The organism is Mycobacterium sp. WUMAC-067, assembly GCF_020217485.1.
GTDB lineage: Bacteria > Actinomycetota > Actinomycetes > Mycobacteriales > Mycobacteriaceae > Mycobacterium.
On sequence record NZ_JAEKMI010000010.1, the window covers coordinates 124,473 to 150,546 of the forward strand.

Annotated in this window: 18 protein-coding genes and 1 riboswitch; of the genes, 7 read left to right on the top strand and 11 right to left on the bottom strand. The window is 68.3% G+C overall.

Going from position 1 to position 26,074, the window contains the following annotated elements; genetic code table 11:
* Positions 1–165 precede the first annotated feature (165 nt).
* Positions 166–6,552 carry a type I polyketide synthase gene (gene pks2, locus JF781_RS09690; protein WP_225329955.1) on the top strand — a complete coding sequence of 2,129 codons (6,387 nt, stop codon included), beginning with the start codon at positions 166–168 and terminating at the stop codon, positions 6,550–6,552.
* A 13-nt stretch (positions 6,553–6,565) separates the two neighbouring features.
* Here pks2 and JF781_RS09695 read toward each other — a convergent pair whose 3' ends face one another.
* Together JF781_RS09695 and JF781_RS09700 are read right to left on the bottom strand one after the other, a co-directional pair.
* The gene (locus JF781_RS09695; RefSeq protein ID WP_225329954.1) at positions 6,566–7,726 is read right to left on the bottom strand and encodes a PPE family protein; all 1,161 of its coding nucleotides are present in this window, start codon (positions 7,724–7,726) and stop codon (positions 6,566–6,568) included.
* A 74-nt stretch (positions 7,727–7,800) separates the two neighbouring features.
* Positions 7,801–9,000 carry a PPE family protein gene (locus tag JF781_RS09700; RefSeq protein ID WP_225329953.1) on the bottom strand — a complete coding sequence of 400 codons (1,200 nt, stop codon included), beginning with the start codon at positions 8,998–9,000 and terminating at the stop codon, positions 7,801–7,803.
* 818 nt (positions 9,001–9,818) lie between these two features.
* Between JF781_RS09700 and cysC the strand changes: the two genes are divergently transcribed.
* From cysC to JF781_RS09715, 3 genes are read left to right on the top strand one after another with little or no spacing between them, the layout of a single operon-like run.
* Complete coding sequence (gene cysC, locus JF781_RS09705; protein ID WP_225329952.1) at positions 9,819–10,514, top strand: adenylyl-sulfate kinase; 696 nt, start codon at positions 9,819–9,821, stop codon at positions 10,512–10,514.
* A complete protein-coding gene (sat, locus tag JF781_RS09710) occupies positions 10,511–11,770 on the top strand; it encodes a sulfate adenylyltransferase (protein WP_225329951.1) in 1,260 nt (419 codons plus the stop codon). Before cysC ends, sat begins: the two co-directional genes overlap by 4 nt.
* A complete protein-coding gene (locus JF781_RS09715; RefSeq protein ID WP_225329950.1) occupies positions 11,767–12,084 on the top strand; it encodes a hypothetical protein in 318 nt (105 codons plus the stop codon). Before sat ends, JF781_RS09715 begins: the two co-directional genes overlap by 4 nt.
* Before the next feature lie 17 nt (positions 12,085–12,101).
* Here JF781_RS09715 and JF781_RS09720 read toward each other — a convergent pair whose 3' ends face one another.
* The 4 genes from JF781_RS09720 to JF781_RS09735 form a co-directional block, all read right to left on the bottom strand.
* Positions 12,102–12,788, bottom strand: a complete 687-nt coding sequence (locus JF781_RS09720) for a GAP family protein (RefSeq protein ID WP_225329949.1) — start codon at positions 12,786–12,788, stop codon at positions 12,102–12,104.
* A 17-nt stretch (positions 12,789–12,805) separates the two neighbouring features.
* Positions 12,806–14,542, bottom strand: coding sequence for a fatty-acid--AMP ligase FAAL21/FadD21 (gene fadD21, locus JF781_RS09725; protein ID WP_225329948.1), 1,737 nt, complete (start codon positions 14,540–14,542; stop codon positions 12,806–12,808).
* A 94-nt stretch (positions 14,543–14,636) separates the two neighbouring features.
* Positions 14,637–16,307: a PPE family protein gene (locus JF781_RS09730; RefSeq protein ID WP_225341159.1), complete on the bottom strand. Its 1,671-nt coding sequence runs from the start codon at positions 16,305–16,307 to the stop codon at positions 14,637–14,639.
* 119 nt (positions 16,308–16,426) lie between these two features.
* A riboswitch (cobalamin riboswitch) is annotated at positions 16,427–16,609 on the bottom strand.
* Between the two features lie 55 nt (positions 16,610–16,664).
* Complete coding sequence (locus JF781_RS09735) at positions 16,665–18,260, bottom strand: CdaR family transcriptional regulator (protein ID WP_225330200.1); 1,596 nt, start codon at positions 18,258–18,260, stop codon at positions 16,665–16,667.
* Positions 18,261–18,343: 83 nt separating this feature from the next.
* Between JF781_RS09735 and pruA the strand changes: the two genes are divergently transcribed.
* Positions 18,344–19,984 carry an L-glutamate gamma-semialdehyde dehydrogenase gene (gene pruA / locus JF781_RS09740; RefSeq protein ID WP_225330201.1) on the top strand — a complete coding sequence of 547 codons (1,641 nt, stop codon included), beginning with the start codon at positions 18,344–18,346 and terminating at the stop codon, positions 19,982–19,984.
* A complete protein-coding gene (locus tag JF781_RS09745; protein ID WP_225330202.1) occupies positions 19,984–20,943 on the top strand; it encodes a proline dehydrogenase family protein in 960 nt (319 codons plus the stop codon). The genes pruA and JF781_RS09745 overlap by 1 nt, the downstream gene beginning before the upstream one ends.
* A 156-nt stretch (positions 20,944–21,099) precedes the next feature.
* Here the strand turns inward: JF781_RS09745 and JF781_RS09750 are convergent, their stop codons facing one another.
* Genes JF781_RS09750 through JF781_RS09770 form a run of 5 tightly spaced genes read right to left on the bottom strand, consistent with a single transcriptional unit; the run spans position 21,100 to position 24,323 of the window.
* A complete protein-coding gene (locus JF781_RS09750) occupies positions 21,100–21,711 on the bottom strand; it encodes a TetR/AcrR family transcriptional regulator (protein WP_225330203.1) in 612 nt (203 codons plus the stop codon).
* Between the two features lie 14 nt (positions 21,712–21,725).
* Complete coding sequence (locus JF781_RS09755) at positions 21,726–22,895, bottom strand: lipid-transfer protein (RefSeq protein WP_225330204.1); 1,170 nt, start codon at positions 22,893–22,895, stop codon at positions 21,726–21,728.
* Positions 22,892–23,341: a MaoC family dehydratase gene (locus tag JF781_RS09760; RefSeq protein WP_225330205.1), complete on the bottom strand. Its 450-nt coding sequence runs from the start codon at positions 23,339–23,341 to the stop codon at positions 22,892–22,894. Before JF781_RS09760 ends, JF781_RS09755 begins: the two co-directional genes overlap by 4 nt.
* A complete protein-coding gene (locus JF781_RS09765) occupies positions 23,338–23,778 on the bottom strand; it encodes a Zn-ribbon domain-containing OB-fold protein (protein ID WP_225330206.1) in 441 nt (146 codons plus the stop codon). Before JF781_RS09765 ends, JF781_RS09760 begins: the two co-directional genes overlap by 4 nt.
* Positions 23,778–24,323 (bottom strand): MaoC family dehydratase N-terminal domain-containing protein, encoded by a 546-nt coding sequence (locus JF781_RS09770; RefSeq protein ID WP_225330207.1) that lies wholly within the window; start codon positions 24,321–24,323, stop codon positions 23,778–23,780. The genes JF781_RS09765 and JF781_RS09770 overlap by 1 nt, the downstream gene beginning before the upstream one ends.
* A gap of 198 nt (positions 24,324–24,521) precedes the next feature.
* Between JF781_RS09770 and JF781_RS09775 the strand changes: the two genes are divergently transcribed.
* Entirely contained in the window at positions 24,522–25,982 is a 1,461-nt protein-coding gene (locus JF781_RS09775; protein WP_225330208.1) for an aldehyde dehydrogenase family protein, read from the top strand.
* Positions 25,983–26,074 lie beyond the last annotated feature (92 nt).

A 26,074-nucleotide genomic window follows, 5' to 3' on the forward strand; every position in this document is an offset into this window, starting at 1 on the left:
GCCAGACGTGGTGCGTCTGTGGTGCGCGGACGAAATTGTTTAATCCCGCTAACTGACGTGGGTCCGGTAGGTAAACTGACGCCTGCACAATTACGCCCGACCACGTGCGAAGAGACGGTGCGCGCCGCCGCTCACGGGCGGTCGGCGAGAACAGGGGACTGCACATTGCGCGCCGCGAACGCCACACCCGTGGCCGTCATCGGAATGGCCTGCCGACTTCCCGGCGGGATCGATTCCCCGCAGCGCCTCTGGGAGGCGTTGCTGCGCGGTGACGATTTCGTGGGCGAGATTCCCGCCGACCGGTGGGACGCGGACCTGTACTACGACCCCGAGCCGGGCGTGCCCGGCCGATCGGTGACCCGGTGGGGGGCGTTCCTCGACGACGTCGGGGGCTTCGACTGCGATTTCTTCGGGATGACCGAGCGTGAGGCCACCGCGGTCGACCCGCAACACCGCCTACTGCTGGAAACGTCGTGGGATGCCGTCGAGCACGCCGGCCTCGCCCCCGCGTCCCTGGCCCAAACGCAGACCGGCGTGTTCGTCGGCCTGACGCACGGCGACTACGAACTCCTGTCCGCCGACTGCGGCGCCGCCGAAGGGCCGTACGGATTCACCGGCACCAGCAACAGCTTCGCGTCCGGACGGATCGCCTACACGCTGGGGTTGCACGGCCCGGCGGTCACGGTGGACACGGCGTGCTCGTCCGGCCTGATGGCCGTCCACCAAGCGTGCGGCAGTGTCGGCAGCGGCGAGAGCGACCTCGCCCTGGCCGGTGGCGTGGTGGTGACCCTGGAACCGCGCAAATCCGTTTCCGGTTCGCTGCAAGGCATGTTGTCCCCGACGGGGCGCTGCCACGCCTTCGACGTGCGGGCCGACGGCTTCGTGTCCGGCGAGGGCTGTGTCATGCTGCTGCTCAAGCCGCTCGACGCCGCGCAGCGCGACGGCGACCGTATCCTGGCGGTGCTGCGCGGCACGGCTGCCAACCAAGACGGCCGCACCGTGAACATCGCGGCGCCCTCCGAAACGGCTCAGATCGCCGTCTACCGAACGGCGTTGGGTGTGGCGGGCGTCGAGGCGACCACGATCGGCTACGTCGAGGCGCACGGCACCGGCACCCCGGTCGGCGATCCGATCGAATTCTCCAGCCTCGCGACCGTGTACGGGACCGAGGGGCCCTGTGTGCTGGGGTCGGTGAAGACCAACTTCGGCCACCTGCAGTCGACGTCCGGGCCGCTGGGATTGATGAAGGCGATTCTCGCGCTGCAGCACGGCGTGGTGCCGCAGAATCTGCACTTCACCCGCCTGCCCGATGAGATGGCCGGGATAAAGACGGAACTCTTTGTGCCGCAATCCAATACACCGTGGCCCGCCAACGCCCATCACCCGCGCCGCGCCGCGGTGTCGTCGTATGGGATGTCCGGCACCAACGTGCACGCCATCGTGGAGCAGGCACCGGCAGAAGCCCCGGCGCGGGCACCCGACGGGCCTGCTGCACCCGGGATCGCCGGGCCAGCGCTGTTTCCCCTGTCGTCCACGTCGGCTGAGCAGCTGCGCGCCACGGCCGCCCGGCTCGCGACTTGGGTCGACGGGCGCCGCGGTGCTGTCCCCGACGGCGACAGCGGCGCCCCCCTGTGGGACCTGGGCTACACGCTGTCGCGCCGCCGCGCGCATCGGCCGGTGCGGACGGTGGTCTCCGCGAACAGTTTTGACGAGTTGAGCGCGCGACTGCGCGCGGTCGCCGAGAGCGACATTCCGTATGAGCCGGCCGTGGGACAAGACGACCGCGGGCCGGTGTGGGTGTTCTCCGGGCAGGGTTCGCAATGGCCGCAGATGGGCGTCGAACTGTTGGCCACCGAACCGGTGTTCGCCGCGACGATCGCCGAGATCGAGCCGTTGATCGCCCGCGAATCGGGGTTTTCGGTCATCGAGGCCATGACGGCACCGGAGCCGGTGACCGGCATCGACAAGATCCAGCCGACGATCTTCGCGATGCAGGTCGCGCTCGCCGAGGCGATGAGGTCCTACGGGGTGCGCCCCGGCGCCGTCATCGGCCATTCGCTCGGCGAATCCGCGGCGGCCGTGGTCGCCGGCGGGTTGTCGCTCGACGACGGCGTCAAGGTCATCTGCCGCCGCTCGCGGATGATGGCGCGGGTCGCTGGGAGCGGCGCCATGGCATCGGTGGAACTGCCGGGCCAACAGGTGCTTTCGGAACTGTCCATCCGCGGAATCTCCGACGTCGTGCTCTCCGTGGTCGCTTCGCCCACCTCGACGGTCGTCGGCGGTGATGCCCAGGCAATCCGCGACCTCGTCGCGGCCTGGCAGGAACAGGATGTGATGGCACGCGAGGTGGCGGTGGACGTCGCCTCACATTCGCCGCAGGTGGAGCCGATCCTCGACGCGTTGGCCGGGGTCCTCGCTGACCTGCAACCGACGGCGCCCGAGGTTCCGTACTACTCCGCCACCTTGTGGGACCCCCGCGAACGGCCGTCTTTCGGCGCCGACTACTGGGCCGAAAACCTGCGGTACACCGTGCGATTCGCGGCGGCCGTGCAGGCCGCCCTTAAAGACGGGTTCCGCGTCTTCGGTGAGCTGTCGCCGCATCCGCTGCTCACCCACGCCGTCGAGCAGAACGCCGCCAGCCTGGACATGCCCATCGCCGCACTCGCGGCCATGCGCCGACGCGAGCCCGGGGTACCACCCGCTCGCGGGGAAGAGCTGCCAATCGGCTTGCGCGGCTTCGTCGCCGACGTGCACAGCGCCGGCGCGCTGGTGGACTTCGCCGTCCAATACCCCAGTGGGCGTTTGGTGGACGCGCCGCTGCCGACGTGGACCCATCGCCGGTTGATGCTCAGTCGCGAGACGGTGGAGCGGCCACACGGAGCCTCGCTTCAGGCCGTGCACCCGCTGCTCGGGGCGCACGTGCATCTGCGCGAGGAGCCCGAGCGCCACGTCTGGCAAGGGGAGGTCGGCACCGACGCCCACCCGTGGCTCGCCGACCACCAAATCCACGGAGTCGCAGCCTTTCCCGGCGCCGCCTACTGCGAAATGGCGCTGGCGGCCGCCGCCGCCCTCGGTGAACGCGCCGAGGTTCGCGACGTCACGTTCGAGCAGACGCTGTTACTGGGTGGGCACACGCAGGTTTCGTCGACGGCCACGGTCATCGCGCCCGGGGTGCTCGACTTCACGGTGGACACGCACGAGGAAGGCGAACGCCTCCGCCGGGCGGGCGCGATCCTGCACGTTCCCGGCGACGACGCGGAACCCGAGCCGCACCAACCGCCCCCGTACGACCTGGAAACCCTGATCGCCGACCACCCGTCGCGCATGGAGGGCGCCGAGCTGCGAAAGGCCTTCGACGCCGTGGGTATTCAATACGGCCCGGCGTTTTCGGGTCTGTCCGCGGTGCGGGTCGGCGACGCGGACACCGCGACGGCGCTCGCGGAAGTGGCGCTGCCGGGCGCGATCCGATCGCAGCAGTCGGCCTACTCCACGCACCCGGCTCTGCTCGACGCCTGCTTCCAGTCGGTGATCGTCGCGCCCGAGGTCCAGAAGGCCGGCGACGGAGGACTGCTGTTGCCGGTGGGGGTGCGCAGGCTGCGCAACTACCACCCGACGCGCAACGCGCAATACTGCCTCACCCGGGTCACGTCCTCGGGCCCCGGCGAGTGCGAGGCCGACGTCGAAGTGCTGGACCAATCCGGAACGGTGTTGCTGACCGTCGAGGGGCTACGGCTGGCCGGTGGTACGTCCGAACGCGAACACGCCCACCGGCTGCTCAACGAGCGGTTGTTGACCATCGAATGGGAGGCCCGCGAACTTCCCGAGCCGGCGCAGAGCGGGCAGGGATCCTGGCTTGTGCTCAGCGCCTCCGACGGTCACGACCGGTTGGTTGCGCACCTCGACGATGCCCTGAATTCCGATGGGGCGCAATGCACGACGGTTGCCCTGCCCGTCGGATCGGTGGACACCGCGCGGTTGCGTTCGCTGCTGTCCGGTGGTGGCCAGGCCGACGCCAACGGCCACGGGTCCCTCAACGGGCTGGCCGGTGTCGTCGTGGTGACCGCGGCCGCCGATGACCGCCCGGACGACCCGCAGGGCCGGCGCGGGCGGGACTGCGTGTCGCACCTTGCGACCATCGCCCGTGAGCTCTCGGAGCTTCCCGGGGAATCGCCTCGGTTGTTCGTGGTGACCCGTGACGCCGCGAGCGTGACCGCCGGCGATTTGCCGAACCTGGCGCAGGGCGGCCTGCGCGGGTTGATGCGGGTGATCGACGCGGAGCATCCGCATCTGAGCGCCACCCAGATCGACGTCGATGACGCTACCGACCCGGAAAATGTTGCGCTGCAACTGAAGAGCGGCTCGGAAGAAGACGAGACCGCCTGGCGCGACGGCCACTGGTACACCGCGCGGCTGCGGCCCGGTCCGCTGCGTCCGGCCGAGCGGCGGACCACCGTCGTCGATCACGGGCGTGACGGCATGCGACTGCAGATCCGGACCCCCGGTGACCTGGAATCGCTGGAGTTCATTGCGTTCGACCGGGTTCCGCCGGGGCCCGGCGAGATCGAGGTGGCGGTCACCTCGTCCACCATCAACTTCGCCGACGTGCTCGTCGCGTTCGGGCGTTATCCGACGTTCGAGGGTTATCAACAGCAGTTGGGCGGCGACTTCGCCGGCGTGGTGACCGCCGTCGGGCCGGGTGTCACCGAGCGCAAGGTCGGCGACCACGTCGGCGGGGTGTCGCGGAACGGATGCTGGGGCACGTTCGTCATCGCCGATGCGCGGCACGCGGTCACCCTGCCTCCCGAAGTGCCGTTGCACGACGCCGCCGCCGTGCCGACCGCGTCGGCGACCGCGTGGTACGGCCTGCACGACTTGGCCCGCATCGCCCCGACGGACAAGGTGCTGATTCACTCGGGCACCGGCGGCGTCGGGCAGGCGGCCATCGCGATCGCCCGGGCCGTGGGTTGTGAGATCTTCGCGACCGCCGGCAGCCCGCAACGCCGGGAACTGTTGCGCGACATGGGCATCGAACACGTCTACGATTCGCGCAGCACGGAATTCGCCGACCAGATTCGGCGTGACACCGACGGCTACGGTGTCGACGTGGTGCTCAACTCGCTGCCCGGCGCCGCGCAGCGCGCGGGCATCGAACTGCTGGCCGTGGGCGGGCGCTTCATCGAGCTGGGCAAGCGCGACATCTACGGCGACAGCCGTCTCGGGCTCTTCCCGTTCCGCCGCAACCTCTCCCTGTTCGCCGTCGACCTGGCGCTGCTGACCTTCAGCCACCCGCACACCGTCCGGCGCTTGCTCACCACCGTGTACGAGCGCACCGCGGCGGGCGAATTGCCGTTGCCGCGCTGCACGCACTATCCGATCCACGACGCGGCCGCCGCGGTGCGCCTGGTCGCCGCCGCCGGGCACACCGGCAAGGTGGTGCTCGACGTGCCGCGCGCGGGCAGCAGCGTGGCGGCGGTGCCCCCGGAAAAGATCCGGCCGTTCCGCGCCGACGGCGCCTACATCATCACCGGCGGGATCGGCGGCCTGGGCCTGTTCCTGGCCGGCGAGATGGCTTCGCGTGGTGGCGGAGCGGGTTGTGGGCGCATCGTGCTCAACTCCCGCTCGCAACCCAACGAGCAAGCGCGCCAAGTGATCGAACGCCTTCGCGCCGCGGGGGCCGACATCGCCGTGGAGTGCGGTGACATCGCCGAACCGCGGACGGCCGAGCGGCTGGTCGCGTGCGCGACGGCCACCGGGCTACCGGTGCGCGGCGTGCTGCACGCAGCGGCCGTCGTCGAGGACGCCACGCTGGCGAACGTCACCGATGAGCTCATCGACCGGTGCTGGGCCCCAAAGGTGCACGGCGCGTGGAACCTTCACCACGCCACCATGGGTGAGCCACTGGATTGGTTCTGCTCCTTTTCGTCGGCCGCCGCGCTGGTGGGTTCGCCGGGGCAGGGCGCCTACGCCGCGGCCAACAGCTGGCTGGACGCGTTCGCTTATTGGCGTCGCGCACAGGGCCTGCCGAGCACCGCGATCGCGTGGGGGCCATGGTCAGAGGTCGGCCGCGCCACGGCCCTGGCCGAAGGCGCCGGCATGGCGATCACACCGGCCGAGGGTTTCCGCGCATTCGAGACGCTGCTGCGCTACGACCGCCCCTACTCCGGCTACGCCCCGATCGTGGGCACGCCGTGGTTGACGTCCTTCGCGCAACGCAGCCGCTTCGCCGAAGCGTTCGGATCGATGGGGCAGGGCAAACCGGAGACGGGCAGGTTCCTCGCCGAGCTGCAGGCCCTGCCGCGCGAGGAATGGCCGTCGGCGATCCGGCGGCTGGTATCCGGTCAAATCAGCCTATTGCTGCGGCGCACAATCGATCCGGATCGCCCGCTATCCGACTACGGCCTGGACTCGCTGGGGAACCTGGAACTGCGGACCCGCATCGAAACCGAAACGGGCGTGCGCATCAGCCCCACCAAGATCACCACCGTCCGCGACTTGGCGGACCACTTATGCGACGAGCTGACGGGTGTGGAAGCGGCGCCGTCAGCACCCTGACCCACCGGCGTCGCTACCCGCCGTATGCCGGGCGCGGCATCTTGAAGATGCGACGTCCGTTGCGCAACACCGGGACACCGGCGGCGTGGCCCGCGGTGCGCGCCGCGGGCATGGGCCCCGGGACGCTGGAAGGGTCCGCCGCGGACGCCGGAGCTGCCCGGAATGCGTTGTGCAGCAGCGGATTCGACACCGCAGCGGCAGCGGACGCGGGATTCGCGGCCGTCCAGGCCTGCGGGACGGACAGCTCGCCCACCAGTGCCGCCCGGCCCAGACCGCCCAACACGGGACCGCGAACGGCCGCGACCGCCGGCGCCGCAGGTGCCGGGATGTCCGGCACGATGGGCACGCCGCCCTCCGCGGCCTTCGCGGCCTGGATATCGGACAGGTCGAGCCCGTACCCCAATTGCCCCCACCCCAGCAATGTGCGGGCGCCCGCCAGAAACGTCTGTCCCGGTGTGGTGATGAGCGTGTTGAAGTCGCCGACCGAACCGATAAGGGACAGACCGGATCCGGACGCCGGCGCCTCGCCAAGGGCGGCCGGGGCAGCGTTCGTGAACACACCCGCGGCCAGCGCCCCCCGGGCCTGACCCGCGGCGGCACTCGCGGCTTCGTTGACCGCGGCGGCCTGGGCCGATTGGCCGTGCGCATTGGTGGTGCGGGGCGGCTCGGTGAACGGCGTCAAAGCGGTGGCGGCCGACGACGACGCGGCGTAGCCGTACATGGCGGTGGCATCCTGCGCCCACATCTCGGCGTACGCGGTCTCGGTGGCCGCGATCGCCGGCGCGTTCTGTCCGAAGAAGTTGGTCGCGATCAGGGTGAGGAGCGCAACTCGGTTGGCGCCGACCACGTGTGGCGGCACCGTCGCGGCGAACGCCGCCTCGTAGGCCGCCGCCGCGGCGCGAGCCTGCGCGGCGGCCTGCCCGGCCGCAGCCGCCGTGGTGAACGCCCACGCCACATACGGTTCGACCGCGGCCGCCATGGCCGCTGACGCTTCGCCCGACCACGCGCGCCCGCGCAGCTCCGAAAGCGTGGCGGAGTAACCCGCGGCGTGGGACTCCAGTTGCGCCGCCAACGCGTCCCACGCCGAGGCGGCAGCCGACAGCGGGGCCGAACCCGGCCCGGCATACATTCTGGCCGAATTGATCTCGGGCGGCAGCGCCCCGAAACCAAGCATCGGCGATCCTTTCTGAACAAGCGCACACGCGGCCGCTGCAGGTCCATGCCTGCACTGAAGGGTGGAACTGGTGGCTATCCGCCCGCGGAAGGACGCGGCATCTTGAATTGGCGTGGCGCCACGCGCAAGACGTTGTTGACCGAGGGCCGCGACAGGAGCGCCGACGAGGCGCCCGCGCCCGCCGCCGGCGCGCCGCCCCACATGTTGGTCGCCGGGCCTTCATGCCATGACGGCCCACCGTCGAGCTCGGCGTCCGACAGCCAGTGCGACTCGGCGACGGTGGCGATCGTCGGGTTCGTCGCCGCCCAGCTTTGCGGGACCGACAATCGGCCTACCGCGCTCGCGCTGCCCGTGCTCGCCAGGGTCGGGCCGGCGACACCCACGGTGCCGGTCGAGAGACTCGCCGTCGCGGCGGGGGCGACGGCCGCCTTGGCGGCTTCGCCCGCCGCCTGCAGGTTGGCGCGGAAGGCCCCGGTGCCGAAGGTGCCCGCCGACGTGACGGTGCGGCTCATGGCGTCGCCGAGGTTCACCGGCGCCGTCAGCGTGTTGAAATCATCGACGGCGTCGAGCGCGGAGCCTGTCGAAGGGCTGCCACCAGTAGAGCCAGGCGGTGGTGTTTCGGAGAGGTTGTGCAACTTCTGGGGCACGCTCGACATCGTCCGGGACAGTGCGGCGTGGGACTGCGACGCGGCCGAGTTATTCGTGGCTTGGGCGACCGCGGAGGCTTGCGCGGGCTGCCCGTCGGCGTCGGTGGTCCGCGGAGGCTCGTGGAACTGCGTCAGCGATGTCGCGCCCGACGACGACGCGGCGTAGCCGTACATGGCGGCGGCATCCTGGGCCCACATCTGTTCGTAGGCGCCTTCGGTCACCCCGATCATCGCCGTGTTCTGTCCCAGAATGTTGCTCGCGACCAGTTGCGCCAGGAGGGTGCGGTTGGCCGTGACCAACGCGGGCGGCACCGTCGCTCCGAAGGCGGTCTCGTAGGCGGCCGCCGCGGCCCGAGCCTGGCTTGCGGCCTCCTCCGCTTGTGCCCCCGCCGTCGCCAGCCATGCCACGTACGGCGCGGCCGCGGTGGCCATCGCGGCCGAGGCGCTGCCGGTCCAGCTTTCGCCTTCCAGCTGGGCGATCACCGCGGAGTACCCGCGCGACGCGGTCTCGAGCCCGTTGGCCAGTACGTCCCAGGCGGCCGCCGCGGCAACCATCGGCGCCGAGCCGGGGCCGGCATACATTCTGGTCGAGTTGATTTCTGGCGGCAGGGCCCCGAAATCGAGCATCCGTACTTCCTCTTCGTCAGTCGGCTCCGGGAGCGCACCGCCACGAGGCGGCAGGGCCGGCTGGCGGTGACCCCGGGACCGTTGGATCGGTACGCGCTCGCTGTCGCGGGCGACGACGGCCTCGTGCGTTGCGGCCCGGGCGCGTCGACGAGCAGGCAATGGCGAGCGAGTCAAGGGACTTAATCATCGGAATGTTAAATGAAATTAACTTGGTGTTTACGGCCGCCCCCGCGCCGCCTCGCCTGCTGCAAATTTGCCCGCGAAGTTATGGCATGTTCGCCGGGATCGCCGAGGATCGATCCTCACGCGCGGTTATGGTGAGCCCGGTCGTCATCGCGTCTTGCCGCACGGGCGCCCGCGGCGGCGCGAGGCAAATTTTTCTCTGCTTGAGTTAAACCCGACGGCCCGGCGTCGGCGGCCATGATCGGTTGGCGCACAAACGATCGACAGTCCGACGTCACCAGCGGAGCGTGGTATCGATGCGTGCACACCAACGCCGGCGTCCCCCGGCCGCCGGGATGGCAAACACAAGCCATCCGTCGCGCCCCGGCAAAGACCGGGATGGCCTACTTCGCTGAGCCCCTCGCGCTCGTTTGCTGACGAGGCCGCTGCGGGGACCATGGCTGGTCAACCCCGCGACCGGAAAACTCCCGTAAGTTGACCATCTTTACTTGTAGGCTGGTTCTAATCCGGTTTGCTTGATAAGCAAGATGGTGAAGGTGCGCGGCCGTCGGCGCCGTAGCTGCGTATCGCAAGGGTCGCCGCCGAGCCGGCGCGATGGCCGGCCGCTACCGACTTCGTTGGAACAGGACCTGGACATGTCGAACAACATCACCTGGCACGAACACAAGATCAGCCGCGGCGAGCGCGAGGAACTCAATGGCCACCAGGGCTGCGTCATCTGGTTCACCGGCCTGAGCGGCAGCGGCAAGAGCACGGTCGCCAACATCGTCGAGCAAAAGCTCTACGAGCGGGGCATCCGGAGCTACCTCCTGGACGGCGACAACGTCCGCTACGGGCTCAACGCCGGGCCGGAGCTGCTCGAGGAGCGCCACGGGCCCGAGTTCGCCCAACGGTTCGGGCTGGGATTTTCGGCCCAGGACCGGGAGGAGAACATTCGCCGCATCGGCGCGGTCGCGAAGCTGTTCTGCGAGGCCGGCGTCATCGCTTTGACGGCCTTCATCAGCCCTTACGTGCGTGATCGCGACGCGATCCGGGCCACGCTGGGCGACGGCGACTTTCAGGAGATCTTCATCGACACCCCGATCGAGATCTGCGAACAGCGCGATCCCAAAGGCCTCTACAAGAAAGCCCGGGCGGGGGAAATCAAGGGATTCACCGGGATCGACGACCCCTACGAGGCGCCGGTGCGGCCGGAGTTGCGCCTCGAGGGCGGAACGAAGGACGCGGACACGCTGGCCGACGAGGTGATCGCCCACCTGGAGAGGACCGGCGTCATCCGGGCCCCGGATCGAGATCACGAGGGCGGGGGCAGGAGCGAGGTCACGGCATGAGCTACACGGGTCACAACGGGAAGCCGATCGTGGAGCGGGTGTCCACGGACGATGCGGCGGGCCGGATCGAGGGGCTGCCGCATGTGCCGATCTCGAAGGCCACCGCGCACGAGGTGATCAGCCTTTCCTACGGTTTCTTCACCCCGCTGACCGGATTCATGGGCCGCCACGAGGTCGACGGGACCCTGGACAACTTCGCGCTGCCGGACGGGACGCTGTGGAGCATCCCGATCGTCTTCGACATGTCCGCCGAGGACATTGCGAAGCTCGACATCAAGGAAGGCGCCAGCGTCGTTCTCGACTATCTCGGCGCCCCCATGGCCATCTTCGACGTCGCCGAGATCTACGAATACGACCTCGAGCGCATGGCCGAAAAGACCTACGGCACAACCGATCCCCGACACCCTGGCGTCAAGAAGACAATGGGTTACGCGAACCGGTTCATCGGCGGGGATGTCACGCTGATCAACGAACCCGTATTCAACGAGCCCTTCAAAAGTTTCTGGCTCACCCCGAAGCAGCACAAGGACGCGCTGGCCGAGCGGCACTGGCAGCGCGTCGTCGCCCACCAGACCAGGAACGTGCCGCACACCGGCCACGAGGCGTTGATGAAACAAGCGTGGCTGGCCGCGAACGAGGACCAGCCCGTCGACAACCTGAACACCGGCGTGTTGGTGAATGCCATCATCGGCCAGAAGCGCGTGGGCGATTACATCGACGAGGCAATACTGTTGGCGCAGAACGTGCTACGCACCAGCGGGTATTTCCGTGAGAACGTGCACATGGTGTCCTTCACCCTCTGGGACATGCGGTATGCGGGGCCGCGCGAGGCGATCTTCCACGCGATCCTGCGGACGAACCTGGGCTGCACGCATCACATGTTCGGGCGCGACCACGCGGGCGTGGGCGACTTCTACCACCCGTACGACTCCCAGAACATCCTCAAGCAATACCGGAGCCAGCTGGGCATCAAGCCGGTGTTCCTGCGGGAAAACTGGTATTGCCCGGTGTGTTTGGAGGTCACCAACTCTGCTCTGTGCGGCCATGATGCACAAGCGCAGAGTTTCAGCGGCAGCCTGATACGAAGCATCCTCACCGACGAAGTCAAGCCGACGCAGAAGGTGATGCGGCATGAGGTGTTCGAGGTCGTGATGGAGTGCGCCGCCGAGCATGGTCAGGGTTCGCCGTTCGTCACCGAGGAGTATTTGCGGGACCGACGGCCCGTCTTCACGCTCAACCAATTGGAGGGTTCGTGAGCAGCGACGAGACAAAGATCAAGGTCAACGTCTGGATCAACGAGGAGCGGCTGGAAGCGTTGGCGAACGCCGGGATGGCCGACCTGGCAAATGAGGCTTTCGCAGGAATGAAGCTGCTGGAGATCTACACCACCGAAGAGCAGAAAAATATTGTCCTGCAACGCTATCCGGGGTCCAAGTATGATTCCGCCACCACCCGGTCCATCGAGTTGCTGCCCAAGCATGCCAAGGACAGGCTGTTAGAGCTGTCTATCGCCATGCATTCCACCGGGCCCGACGTGATGGGCCGTTTTCTCGAGGAGACGAAGCCCTGAGTTGCCTCCGGCCGTTCTCACAGTTCGGCTAAGCCCACCACCAGCAGGACAAGCCCGACCGCGGCAAGCAGTGCGGCAACCTCGATGCGACGCCGCGACCGTATCCAATCCTGGAGCGCGGTCATCGCCGCGCGCGTTGCCGTTGGCGCCAACAGGTAAGCGACGACTGGGATCTCGACAAGTGAGAACGCGATGACGTTGAACATCAGCAGCGCTCCCAATTGCGTCATGACCGGCGCGCCGGACGCCAGGATGACCGCCAGGGCGGCCAGATAATCCACCGACGGCAGCGCAATCCCGAGGCCCGCGGCGGCGGCGACCCACAGGGAACGTCCGTCCAGCAGTCGTCGGGCCCGAGTCCTCAGCCAGGCGGGGCCGGCGCCGTCGCCGTCGGGAGGAACGTGGCGCGTTCCGCGCCGCCGGTCCGCCACGATCTTGGCCGCCAGGCCCGCGGCGGCCACCAGCGCGAGTGCGCCGATGAGGATTTGCACCCGGGGCAAGGTGAAGTACGTCGAGCGCAGCAGAACGCGCCGGAAGAGGAACAAGGCGGTCGCACCCACCGTCAACCCCATCGCGAATCCGCCGGTTAAAAACGCGAGCAGTTGCATCAGCGGCCTGGGGCGATTCAGCATCAGCACCGTCATGCCGATCCGGAACGGTTCCAGGCTCACGGCAATGGCCATCACACCGATGGTGAACAACATCGCAGATATGGGACCGTTCAGGCGTCTAACCGGGCGAACTGTTGCCGTCGGTACTGCTCGACGCAGGCGGCCCGCCGGATCTTGCCGCTCGTCGTGGTGGGAATCGATCCCGGTGGCACCAGTACCAGGTCGGCGACGTTGAGCCCGTGCGAGTTCGAAATCGCGGCGGTGACATCGTTCTTGACGGCGTCGAGGGTGTGTAGCGCGTCCTGGCCGGAGCCACCGCGGTGTTTCAGTTCGATGATGGTCACCAATTTCTCGGTCTCGTCCACCGGAACCGAGATCGCCGCGACGCGGCCCCCGGTGATCGCCTGCACCGTCGACTCGATGTCCTCGGGATAGTGGTTGCGCCCGTAGACAATCAGCAAATCCTTCATCCTGCCCACGATGAACATCTCGCCGTCACAGACGAAGCCGAGGTCACCGGTGCGCAGCCACGGCCCCTCGGGGGTACCCGGCGCCGGATCGGCCAGGACCGCGCAGAAGGTGCGCCGCGTTTCCTCCGGCTTTTGCCAGTAGCCGTCGGCCACGTTGTCGCCGTTGACCCAGATTTCACCGACGGTCCCGTCCGGGCACTGTGTGCTGGTGTCGGGGTCGACGATTCGTACCGTCGGCGATTGCGGCGTCCCGTAGCTCAGCAACGGCGAGCCGGTCCCCGGTGAGCACGGCTGGGCGTTGCCCTCCGACAGCCGCTCCGGCTCGAAGTGAACGACTTTCGGGGCGCCGGTCTGCGCGCGGCTGGCCACGTAGACGGTCGCCTCCGCCAGGCCGTAGGAGGGTTGCATCATGTCTTCGCGAAAGTTATACGGGGCGAACTGCTTACAGAACCGGTCGAGCGTGGCGGGATGGATTCGTTCGGCGCCGCTCACGATGCTGATGATGTTGCCGAGGTCGAGTCCGGTCATGTCCGCATCCGTCGTCTTGCGCGCGGCCAGCTCGAAGGCGAAGTTCGGCGCGGCCGAAAACACCGGATCGGCTTGGGCCATCGCTTGGATCCACCGCGCGGGCCGCTGCAGGAAGGCAACCGGGCTCGTCAGATCACCGGGGTAGCCGCCCAGGATGGGGGCGATGACGCCTTGCATCAGGCCCATGTCGTGGTAGAAGGGCAGCCACGACACGCACACGCTGTCGCGCGGGGCCACGCCAGCGAAGTCCGGGAAGTAGGCAGCCATCAGCTGCTGGAAATTCACGTGGAGGTTCCGGTGCGAGACCATGACTCCGGCCGGAAGGCGAGTCGAGCCCGACGTGTACTGCAGGTACGCGACGCTCGGGGCGCCCCCGATTGGGATGCTCGGCGGATTCGGATCGTCGAGGCCCGGGGAATCGACCTCGATGATGGCCGGGGTTGCTCCGTCCGGTTGGTGCGCGTAATCGCCAATGGCCGCGGCCGCCGCGGAGGTGGTGAGAACGACGGTCGGGCCGGTGTCGGCCAGCACGGCACTGACCCGCTCATCGCGCGTACCGGGCTGCGGAACCAACAGCGGAACCGCGATCAGCCCGGCCTGCATCGCGCCGAGGAACGCCACGATGTAGGAGAGGCCTTGGGGGGCAAGGATCACGGCCCGGTCCCCGCTGCTGCCGTGCCGCTTGACCTCGTGCGCGAGGTTCAGGGTCCGCCGATACAGCTGTGCCCACGTCAGCGATTCGGTGACGCCCGCCCAATCCTGCTCGTAGTCGGTATAGCGAAAGGCCACATCGTCGGGCTGCAGGCCGGCGCGTTCCCGCAGCAGGGAGACGACCGACGAATGTTGCATGCGGGCTAGGTTACCGCTTCGGCTTTTTCGCGCACGACGGTCGTGCGAGGCCCGGGGCCCGAGAAACCGTCTCGGGCCAAATGACCTATGCCGCTTAGGGTTTCGATCCCGTCGGGTCGGCATCCCAGGTTCCCGGCACCATCGGCGTGCGGGGGCCGTCGTCGAACTCGTCGACGACGAGCGCGCTCAATCCCGCCGGTGCGGTGGCGGCCTTCGTGGGGATGGTTCCGGCGAACCCCATCGCGGGGGCGGGCCGGTCCGAGGCCGTCGTCGCGGGCTCGAGGTCCATGTATTCGTACCCGCGGCCGAGTTGGGTGGCCCTGACCCGCTGCCGGCGCTTCTTCGTCTCCTCTTCTTCCGGCAGTGCCACCGCCTCGGCCTCGGCGGCGCGCGCCGCTGCCGCCCTCCGCGCGCGGGCGCTGGTGCTCGCGGCCCTGCGCGCATCCGCGGCCAGGCCACCGACCATGTAGCCCAGACTTTGCATCGCGGCCGCCGGCGGTCCCGCCGGCGTCGGTGGTGGGGCCCCGGGCGCGGGCGGCGCGGGTGCCGTGGCGGGTGCGGAGGCGGGCGTCGGCGCGGGAGCCGGCGCCGGGGCCGGTGTGGGAGGCAGGGTGGGCGCCAGTGCGACGGGGACGAGGGCCGGGGCCGGGATGAGCGGCACGATCGGGATGGCGTGCAGTCCGGCCAGGCCCGTCAGGCCCGCCAAGCCCCCGACCAGCGTGGGGACGACCAGCGGAACCACGGCGACGGTCAGCAGCGGCACGATGAGCGGGATCAGCACGATCATCTGCTCGAGCAACGTCTTGATCAGCGCGATGGTGTCGGTGATGACCGTGCCGATCACTTCGATGGTGGTGAACAGGATGGTCCACGCGATCGTCGCGGGGTTTCCCGAGGCGAACGCCGCCGCGAGATCCGCCGCGACGAAGCTGAACATTTGCCCGAGATAGGCGAAGTACGAACCGAAGTCCATCGGATAGCCCAGGGCGAACGCGATGTTGAACGGGTTCAGGAAGCTCAACGGGTTGCCGAGTGACGGCAGCCAGGGGTCGAAACCGGAGAACATGGACTGGAAGAACGGGTTGTTCATCAGCTGGTCGATCAACGGCTGGATGTACCGGTTGTAGAAGTCGACGAACCCGGTCTTCTCCAGCCAGTCCATCCACTGGTTCTGCGTGTCGGGGGGATACGACGACGACTGCTCGGCCGTGGCGGCCAGCGCAGTGGCCTTCATGACCTCGGGAGCCGGCTCGGCCGGCGGCGCGGTGGCCACCGCGGCGGTCGCCACGCCCTCGTAGGTGCTCATCACGGTGGCCGCCTGAACCCACATCCGCGCGTAGTCGGCTTCGTTCACCGCGATCGGAATGGTGTTGATGCCAAAGAAATTCGTCGCCGTCAATACGGCGTGGGTGGCGTGATTGGCGGCCAGCTCCGGCATCGTCGGCATGGCCGCCAGCGCCACGGTGTAGGCGGTGGCGGCCATGTCCTGCTGGGCGGCCATGGTCGCGCTATGCGCGCTGGCCTGCGCCAGCCACGCCAGGTAGGGCGCGTGCGCGGCCACGTACGCCGCGGCCGTCGGGCCGTCCCAGCTGCCGGCCTGCGCGGCGCCCAGCAGCGCGGCCAGCTCGTCGGCCGACTCCGCGTATTCCACGCTCAACGAGCTCCAGGTCGCCGCGGCGGCCAGCAGCGGGCCCGGACCCGGACCGCTGCTGAGCAGCGTTGAATGCACCTCTGGCGGGGAGGCCATCCAGATCGGGGCGGTCATCGCTGGCCGCCGGTGGTCGTGTGGGCGCGGCAGCACGGCGCCGCAGTGGCGGCGTCGACGGCCACCCATGCCGGAGGAAACATGGACGCTGACAGCTCTCTCGGGGTACACCCGCCCCGGGTCGCAGTACGCGATGACGTGAGTGTCCTGGCTCTCGGATCGCCGCTCGCCTCGCCTTCCAGCTTTTCAGCCGTGGCCGTTGAGGTTCGCTCCCCGATGACAGTGGCGGGACCGCGCCGGATTCGCACCGGCTTCCTGCGTCGTCATCACCTTACGGGGTGACATTGTTGCATCCGCTGGGAGCAAATGTCGCCAAATCGTCCGGAGACGGTCGGCGAGGACTTGCGGATACCCGCGCTAGCGGCGTTCCAGGATCCGTAGCCCCAGCGAGAACAGCAGCCGGACCTCGGGATCGGCCAGCGAGGTCGACAGCAGCTTCTCGATCCGCCGCACGCGGTAGCGAACGGTATTCGGATGGACCTGCAACGCGTGCGCGGCCGCGGCGATGTCGCCGAAGGAGTCCAGGTAGGTCCGCAGCGTTTCCGCCAGCACCGGATCGTCTTCGCCCAGCTGCACGATCCGCGGATCGATCAGGCGCTCGTCGCTGCCGACCAGGGTCACGATTTCGTCGACCAGGACGGCGGTGCGCGCTTCGGCCAGCGACGTCACCTGTCCGAACGAAATGGGGTGGCGCCCAGCGCTGTCCAGCACCCGATCCACCTCGATGCGCGCGGCGGTGGCCTCGGCCAGGCCGGCGACCGGCGCCGCGATGGCCGCCCGCAGCTGCACCCCGAGCTCGGCGCGCATTGCGCCGATGGTGCCGCGCACCCAGGAGGTGACCGACCGGTTCTGGGTCTGGGTCTGGGTCTGGGGAAGCAGCACGTACGTTCGCGAACCGTTCGAGGCCACCTGGGCGTCACGCCGGAAAGCGCTGGCGCTCAACGCGATGATGTCGGCCAGCCGAGCATGACCGGCCGAACTGTCGGCGGCGTCCCATCCGATCAGGGCCGCGGTGGTGTCGGTGGCCAGGCCGAGTTCGCGGGCGATGGCCGTCGCGTCGGCGGATTCGTCCGCCAGGCCCAGCAATTGCTGGACCCGCCGGGCATGGGTGGACGGGCGGGCCGCCAGCCGCCACATGATGCGGGCGGCCAGCACGGCGGCGCCCCGCAACATCTCCTCGGCGTCGTCGGCCAGCGGCTGCGAGCCCTGCTGCACCCAGATGGTTCCGGCGAACACCGGCGGTCGCCGGGCGTCGGTCGCGGGCTGGTGGATCCCGATGGCCAGCCGCGGGCGCAGGCCTAGCTCGGGCCGCTCGTCGACGCGCACCACCTCGGTGCCCGATCGCAGCGCATCGAAGATGCCCCATTTGCCGAGCCACTCCAGATGCTCGGGCGGGCCGGCCCTGCCCAGGATGGAAAGGCGGCGCAACTCGTCAGCTTCGTCGTTGGAGGCCGAGTAGGCCAAGACATGGGATTGCGCGTCCTCGATGCTGACCATGCCGTGGATGCGCTCGGCGAGCGACTGCGCCAGCCCGAACAAGTCGGTGCCCGAGTCGTCCAGCGCGTCGGCGCGGTCGCCGTGGTGCTCGAGGACGTGGTTGACCAATTGGTAGAGGCGTTCCCACCGGGCGCGCGGATCGACGGCCACCACCGCCGAGCCCGCCGCGACGGCCGTGTTCACCAGCGCGGGCGAGGGCTGTTTGACGAAGATGGCCACCGGCACGCGCTCGCGCGCCTGCCTGCCCATCCATCGCATCGCCTCGTCGTCGGCGACCCCCAACAGGAAGAAGACGTCCGCGGCACCCGCCGCGGCCGCGAGACCCAGGCGCACGTCGTCGGAGTCGATCAGCGCGGCCGAACCCACCGGGAGGTCCAGCCCCCGGGGGGCGTCGGCGAGGCTGACGAGGGTCGCGTCCAGCGCAAGCAACAGCCGACCCAGCCCCACACCGGCCATGTTGTGCGATTTTACTATGGAACCAGTTCTGTCTTGTCCGATTGGCTAACTCCATGCGTGGTCGCCGCGAGGACCCTGGCGTTATGGACGCCATCACTGGATTTTCTGAGGTGCCGACACCAGCAAACGAGCCGGTCCACGACTACGCGCCGCACTCCCCGGAACGCGCCCGGCTGCGCGCCGAACTGGCCGCGCAGGCCGATCACCCAATCGACCTGCCGCACGTCATCGGCGGCGACCACCGGATGGGCGACGGTGAGCGCATCGATGTCGTCCAGCCGCACCGGCACGCCGCCAAGCTGGGCACCCTGACCAACGCCGTGCACGCCGACGCGACGGCGGCGATCGACGCCGCGATGGCCGCGAAAAGCGACTGGGCGGCCATGCCGTTCGATGAGCGGGCGGCGGTGTTCCTGCGCGCCGCCGACCTGCTGGCCGGGCCGTGGCGGGAGAAAATCGCCGCCGCGACGATGCTCGGCCAATCCAAGTCCGCCTATCAAGCCGAGATCGACTCGCCGTGCGAGCAGATCGACTTCTGGCGATTCAATGTTGTCTTCGCGCAACAGATCCTGGCGCAGCAACCCATCAGCGGGCCGGGGGAATGGAACCGCAGCGAGTACCGCCCGCTCGACGGCTTCGTGTACGCGATCACGCCGTTCAACTTCACCTCCATCGCCGGCAACCTGCCGACCGCGCCGGCGCTGATGGGCAACACGGTGGTCTGGAAGCCCTCGATCACCCAGACGTTGTCGGCCTATCTGACCATGCAGCTGCTCGAGGCCGCCGGCCTGCCGCCCGGGGTGATCAACCTGGTGGCCGGCGACGGCTTCGCGGTTTCCGATGTGGCGCTGGCCGACCGGCGGCTGGCCGGCATCCACTTCACCGGGTCGACGGCCACCTTCCAGCGGCTGTGGTATCAGGTCGGCACGAATATCGGTCACTACCACAGCTATCCGCGCCTGGTCGGCGAGACCGGCGGCAAGGACTTCGTGGTCGCGCACGCGTCCGCGCGACCGGATGTGTTGTGCACGGCCTTGATTCGCGGGGCCTTCGACTACCAGGGGCAGAAATGCTCGGCGGCGTCGCGGGCCTTCATCCCGCAGTCGGTGTGGCGGCGGATGGGTGACGACTTGCTGGGGGAGACGGCCGCGCTGCGTTACGGCGACGTCACCGACCTCACCAACTTCGGCGGCGCGCTGATCGACCGGCGCGCCTTCACCAAGAACGTCGCCGCCATCGAGCGGGCGAAGGGCGCGCCCCACGTCACCATCGCCGTCGGCGGCGAATACGACGACCACGAAGGGTATTTCGTGCGCCCCACCGTATTGCTGTCCGATGATCCGACCGATGAGTCGTTTTCGACCGAATACTTCGGCCCGCTGCTGTCGGTGCACGTGTACCCCGACGCCGATTACGAAAGGATCCTCGACGTCGTCGACCGCGGTTCCCGGTACGCGCTGACCGGCGCGGTCATCGCCGACGACCGGGACGCGGTGCTGACGGCCCAGCACCGGCTGCGGTTTGCCGCCGGGAACTTCTATATCAACGACAAGCCGACCGGCGCGGTCGTCGGGCGCCAGCCGTTCGGGGGCTCGCGTGGCTCGGGCACCAACGACAAGGCCGGATCGATGCTGAACCTGTTGCGCTGGACGTCGGCGCGCACCATCAAGGAGACGTTCGTCCCGGCGACCGAGCACACCTATCCGCACATGGGCGCCGACTGATGGCCGGACTGTTCGCGAGCACCCTGCGCCCGGTGCTCCTGGCGGCCGGACAAAGCGAGGTAGCGCGCCGCGCCGCCGAGCGGTTGCCGGTCACCCGTCGCGTGGTGCGCCGCTTCGTCCCCGGGGAGACGATCGAATCCGCGCTGGATCGCGTTGCGACGCTTCGCTCGTCGGCGCTGTTCGTCAGCGTCGACTATCTGGGCGAGGACGTTCTGAGCGCCGACGACGCCGACGCGGCGGTGCGGACCTACCTGGACCTGATCGAGCAGTTGGGCCGACTCGACGCCGGGGGAGATGTCACGCGGCCGCTGGAAGTCTCGGTCAAGTTGTCGGCGCTGGGGCAGGCGGTGGAGCGCGACGGGCCCAAGATCGCGCGGGAGAACGGGTGGTCGATCTGCGACGCCGCCCGGCGCGCGGGCGTGTGGGTGACGGTGGACGCCGAGAACCACACCACCACCGAGTCGACGCTGTCCATCGTGCGCGATCTGCGGGCCGACTTTCCTTGGCTGGGCGTGGCTTTGCAGGCGTACCTGCGGCGCACGCCGGGTGATTGCGAAGCGTTCGCCGCCTCTGGCGCCCGGGTCCGGCTGTGCAAGGGTGCCTACGACGAGCCCACGTCGGTGGCATATCGCGAGCCCGCCGAGGTGACGGAGGCGTACCTGCGTTGCCTGCGGGTGCTGATGGCCGGCTCGGGTTATCCGATGGTGGCCTCCCACGACCCGGCTGTGATCAACGCGGCCGGCACCCTTGCCCGCGAATCGGGCTGTGGCGCCGGGGAATTCGAATACCAGATGCTCTACGGCATCCGCGACGACGAGCAGCGACGCCTCACCGCGGCCGGGAACCACGTGCGCGTGTATCTGCCGTTCGGCACGCAGTGGTATGGGTACTTCATGCGCCGACTGGCCGAGCGTCCCGCCAACCTGACGTTCTTCTTGCGGGCTTTGGTCGGGCGTTGAGCACGCGTCGCGTCGAGTGTGCGATCACGGCTTTCAGTGTGAATCGTGGGCTTTCGTTGTGCGCGTACGGCGGCGACACGCCGACGATCCCCGCCCAGGATTCACACGCAACGCCGACGATTCACACGCAAAGCCCAGGATTCACACGCAACGCCGTCACTGAGCGCGGCGGGGCCGCGGGCGATCGCTGGCGAAGCCGCGCACCACATGCGCGCGGACGAACTCCGCCGCCACCTCGGGATCGTCCATATCCAGGGTCGAGGACGGCGTGCTGAAGAGCGAGAACAGGATGCGCGCGAACCACTCACCGGCGGCCTCGACGTCGAGATCCTTGCGCACCTCACCCGTGAGCCTGGCGGCCGACAGGTAGGGGGCGAAGAACTCGACGCATTCGCGCAGCAGCACGGCGGCGTCCTTGGTCAGCAGCAGGCTGATCGCATCTTCGTCAAAGTACTTCTCGGAAGCGATGACTCGTCGCGCCTGGGTGACGAAAACCGCCGCGGAAGAAAGCTTTTCCTCGAGGCTGCTGCCGCGGTCCATCGCCTTGGACATCTCGCGGTAGAAACGCTCGGACGCGTGCTCGGCGCATGCCTCGACGATCGCGGCCTTGTCGCTGAAGTATTCGTAGATGGTGCTGCGGGATACCCCTGCCTGCTTGGCGATGTCGACGATCGTCGCCTTGTCCAATCCCTGCTTGCCGAAGCACGTGAACGCCGAGACGACGATGAGCTCGCGGGTATCGGCGGCCTGGGCCGGTTGAGTCGTCACGGGACCAACGCCCCTCATCCCGCCGGGGCGAGGATCAGCCCACTGGTGGGCACACCGGTTCCGGAGGTGACCAACACGTGCTCGACGTTATCGACCTGATTGTGCGAGGTGCCCCGCACCTGGCGCACCCCTTCGGTGATGCCGTTCATGCCGTGGATGTATGCCTCGCCCAACAGGCCTCCGTTGGTGTTGATCGGGAAATCTCCACCCAGCGAAAGCCGTTCGACGGTCGCGAAGTCCTTGGCCTCGCCGCGCCCGCAGAAGCCGAGCTCCTCGAGCTGGGTGAACACGAACGGCGTGAAGTGATCGTAGATGAAGGCGGTTTGGATGTCCTGCGGCTTGAGTCCGGAATCGCGCCACAGCTGCCGGGCCACCACCCCCATCTCCGGAAGCCCGGTGATGTCGTCGCGGTAGTAGCTCGTCATCATCTCGCCGTTGTAGGCCGCGCCCTGCGCGGCCGCGGTGATGACGGCCGGGGGCTGCGGCAGATCGCGGGCGCGTTCGGCGCTGGTGATGACGAGCGCGACACCGCCGTCGCTTTCCTGGCAGCAATCCAGCAGTCGCAGCACCGGTTCCACGATCCAGCGCGAATTCTGGTGATCTTCCAACGTGATCGGACGCTCGTAGAACCAGGCGTCGGGATTCTTCGCCGCGTGCGCACGATCGACGACCGCGATCCTGCCGAAGTCCTCGTTGGTGACCCCGTACGTCGACATGTAGCGCTGGGCGTGCATCGCAACCCAGGCGGCGGGAGTGAGCAATCCGAACGGCGCGTAATGCGCCATGAACAACGGGGTTTCGGCCATGCTGCGCCCGCTGCCGCCGAACCGGAACCCGGAACGTTCGTTGAAGGCACGCCAGCACACCACCACGTCGGCCACACCCGTGGCGACCGCCATCGCCGCGTGCACCACGGTCCCGGCGGCGGCGCCCCCGCCATGGTGCACGCGCGAAAAGAAACTCAGATCGCCGATGCCCACGTTGCGCGCGATGTCGATCTCGTCGCTGGAATCCATGGTGAACGTGACCATGCCGTCGACGTCGGCGGGCGTCAGGCCGGCGTCGTCCAGCGCCGCGCTGACCGCCTCGCACGCCAATTGCAGTTCGCTGCGCCCGGATTCCTTGGAGAACTCGGTCTGACCGATCCCGACGATGGCCGCGGCGCCCGGCAACGTCCGGCTCATGCGTCCGGACCGTCGAGCAGGCTGAGCACCGCCGTGCCGGAGACGTGGTCGCCCAGGCTGTTGGCGCCCGCGAAGGTCACCTCGACGAAATTCTCGCCGCCCGAGCCTTCACTCTTGCCGGTGACGCTGCCGGTGAACCGCAACGGGTCGTCGGGAAAACAGGGCACGCCCAGGCGGATCGACAATTTCTTCACCATCGCCTCGGGCCCCGCCCAGTCGGTGAGGAAGCGCACGCAATAGCCGTTGGTGGTCAGGATGTTCATGAACAGGTTGGGCGAACCCTGCTGCTTGGCGTAGTCGCGGTCGTGATGCACCGGCATGAAGTCACGGGTGGCGATCGCGCCGGCAACGATCATCGTTGTGGTGATGGGGATTTCGAGGGGCGTGACCTCGTCACCGACCGAAATGTCTCGCCATTGCAAAGTGCGGTTCGCGGTGGTCGTCATGCGTGTCCCTCCGAATACGTCGCGTCACGGCGAACTGACTGACCGCGGGGCCGAAACTGGTGTAGCACGAGGCCGTCATCGAAGACCTGGTAATAGACCTCCACGGCCAATCCGGGTGTGATGCCGGAGGGATCCACGCCGGTCAGGTTGGACACCAGCCGGACCCCTTCCTCGAGTTCCACCAGCGCGACGACGTAGGGATAGTCGAAGAACGGAAACTTGGGTTCGTGTGGCATCACGTAGCTGTACACCGTGCCGAGGCCGGAGGCCTCGATCGTGTCCCACTCGAGCGAACGGCAGTGCGGGCACATCGGCCGGGGCGGATGGCGGAGCTGCCCGCAGCCACCGCAACGCTGGATCAGGAGCTTGTTCTCCCGCAAGCCATTCCAGAAGAATTCGGTGTCCGGGGTGATCGCCGGCGCCAGACGGGCCGCCATCAATTCGCCGGCCTGAATCGCAGCACCCGGAATCGCTGCCGGCCCAGCACTTCGCCGTTCTGGTCGGTGTAGGTGGTCAGCCAGGTCAGAAAGAAGCCGGTGCCCAGCGCCGTCTTCTTCTCGTCCGAGACCGATTCGTAGACCGTCGTCGCGCTGATCTCGTCGCCCAGTCGCGGGTAACGTTCGATCTCGAACTCCGAATTGGTCGCCACCGTGCTGGTGTAGCCGGCCTCGTCGAGGAATTCGGTTGGGTTGCTTTTGATCTCGATCGGCGCCCCGCCCCGCTCACCGATTCCCTCCAGTATCGGCGACGGCATTGTCCACGTCTGCAGCATCACCGGTGGCGACACGATGCCGCCGAACCGGGACGAGGCCGCGAACTCGGGGTCGAGATATACCGGGTTCATGTCGGCCATCGCGTACGCCCAGTGCCGGATCATCGGCTGGTTCACCGGGTCCGGTGCCAGCGACGGCTTTCCGGTGCCGCCGGTCGGCTGCCCGACGAGGGCCCGCACCTTGGCGCTGACGGATTCTGAGTCGGTCACGTAGCAAGCCCCTCTCGCAGGACACCTTGATCCGACAGATTGGCGCGATCTGTCTCGCGAGATGTGTGTACTCTGCGGCGTCGCATGCTGTCAATACAACAGCAAAGTGCGCGAGGAGCTCCGGAATTCGCGCAAATGACGATTGACGGCGGCCGCTGGTGCGGGTACACCAAGTGATCAGATGACCGGAGGAAACACATGGCCGATTTGCCCGCTCTCGTTCAGTCCTATCGGCTCTACATCGACGGCAACTGGGTCGAGCCGCAAGACGGCCGGTATGAGGACATTTCTCCGTCCACCGAGGCCGTGATCGCCACCGCGCCCGACGCCAGCGTCGCCCAGGTAGGTGAGGCGATCGCCGCCGCGCGCCGCGCCTTCGACAGCGGACCCTGGCGCACCATGAGCGCCGAGCAGCGCGCCGGGTGTCTCAACCAGCTGGGTGAGGCGCTGAGCAAACACGCCGACGACTTCTTCGCGCTGTCCCAGGTGGAATGGGGCTGCGTTGCTGATGAGCGCATCATGCAGATCGACGGCGCCGGGTTCATGTCGATGCACGCCGCTCAGCTGGCCACCCAGTTGACCGACCAAGAGGTCACCGGGATGGGCGCCGGAACCACCTTGTTGCGTCATGCGCCACTGGGTGTTGTATCGGTGCTGACGCCGTGGAACTTCCCGCACTGTCTCAACGTGATGAAGCTCAATCATGCTCTGGCAGCGGGCAATACCGTCGTGCTCAAGCCCTCGCCGCTGACACCGCTGGCCGGGCTGGCGCTCGCGCGGATCATCGACGAACACACCGACATCCCGCCGGGGGTGGTCAACGTCGTCACGCCTTCCGGGGTTGACGCGGCCAAGCTGCTGACCACCGATCCGCGGATCGACATGGTGAGCTTCACCGGCAGCTCGGTGATCGGCCGACAGGTCATGTCCGCCGCCGGCGACACGATGAAGCGGATCCTGCTCGAGCTCGGCGGCAAGTCCGCCAGCATCGTCCTGGACGACGCGCAAGTCACCGACGAGATGCTGCAGCAGATGCTGTTCGACTGCTGTTCGCTGCACGCCGGACAGGCCTGCATCCTGCACAGCCGGCTGCTGCTGCCCGATTCGCTGCACGACGATGTCGTCGATCGGCTCGCCGCGTTGGCGCGTGAGGTCAAGGTGGGCGATCCCGCCGATCCCGACGTGCAGATGGGCCCACTGATCAGCGCGGCGCAGCGGGACCGGGTCGAGGCGCACGTCGCCGGTGCGCTCGACGACGGGGCGAAGCTGGTGACCGGCGGTGGCCGTCCGGCCGGCCTGGACGTGGGGTTCTACTTCGAGCCGACGATTCTGTCCGACGTGGAGCCGAATTCGACTATCGCGCAAGAGGAAGTGTTCGGTCCGGTGCTGACGGTGCTGCGCTACCGCGACGACGACGACGCGGTAGCCATCGCGAACAATTCGCAATACGGGCTCTCCGGGGCGGTGTGGGGCGGCGACGTCGACCGCGCCGTCGGCGTCGCACGCCGCATCCGTACCGGACAGATCGCGGTCAACGGCTGCGGTCCGGGCGGCGCGCCGTTCGGCGGCTTCAAACTCAGCGGCCTGGGCCGCGAGGGCGGCGGAATCGGCGGGCTACACCAGTACATGGAGCCGATGGCCATCGGGGTTCCCGCGTGACGACGTGGCAGAAGTCCGGCAGCGCCCCACCCCGGAGCCCGTTCGGCACCGGCCCGAAGCGCCTTTGGTAAAGCGCGCGTCCCGTGCCAAGC

Bases quoted from the DNA above. Each gene is read 5' to 3' on its own strand.
- JF781_RS09695 (WP_225329954.1), bottom strand. From the start codon at position 7,726: ATGCTTGGTTTCGGGGCGCTGCCGCCCGAGATCAATTCGGCCAGAATG.
- JF781_RS09700 (WP_225329953.1), bottom strand. From the start codon at position 9,000: ATGCTCGATTTCGGGGCCCTGCCGCCAGAAATCAACTCGACCAGAATG.
- cysC (WP_225329952.1), top strand. From the start codon at position 9,819: ATGTCGAACAACATCACCTGGCACGAACACAAGATCAGCCGCGGCGAG.
- sat (WP_225329951.1), top strand. From the start codon at position 10,511: ATGAGCTACACGGGTCACAACGGGAAGCCGATCGTGGAGCGGGTGTCC.
- JF781_RS09720 (WP_225329949.1), bottom strand. From the start codon at position 12,788: ATGTTGTTCACCATCGGTGTGATGGCCATTGCCGTGAGCCTGGAACCG.
- fadD21 (WP_225329948.1), bottom strand. From the start codon at position 14,542: ATGCAACATTCGTCGGTCGTCTCCCTGCTGCGGGAACGCGCCGGCCTG.
- JF781_RS09730 (WP_225341159.1), bottom strand. From the start codon at position 16,307: ATGACCGCCCCGATCTGGATGGCCTCCCCGCCAGAGGTGCATTCAACG.
- JF781_RS09735 (WP_225330200.1), bottom strand. From the start codon at position 18,260: ATGGCCGGTGTGGGGCTGGGTCGGCTGTTGCTTGCGCTGGACGCGACC.
- pruA (WP_225330201.1), top strand. From the start codon at position 18,344: ATGGACGCCATCACTGGATTTTCTGAGGTGCCGACACCAGCAAACGAG.
- JF781_RS09745 (WP_225330202.1), top strand. From the start codon at position 19,984: ATGGCCGGACTGTTCGCGAGCACCCTGCGCCCGGTGCTCCTGGCGGCC.
- JF781_RS09755 (WP_225330204.1), bottom strand. From the start codon at position 22,895: ATGAGCCGGACGTTGCCGGGCGCCGCGGCCATCGTCGGGATCGGTCAG.
- JF781_RS09760 (WP_225330205.1), bottom strand. From the start codon at position 23,341: ATGACGACCACCGCGAACCGCACTTTGCAATGGCGAGACATTTCGGTC.
- JF781_RS09765 (WP_225330206.1), bottom strand. From the start codon at position 23,778: ATGGCGGCCCGTCTGGCGCCGGCGATCACCCCGGACACCGAATTCTTC.
- JF781_RS09775 (WP_225330208.1), top strand. From the start codon at position 24,522: ATGGCCGATTTGCCCGCTCTCGTTCAGTCCTATCGGCTCTACATCGAC.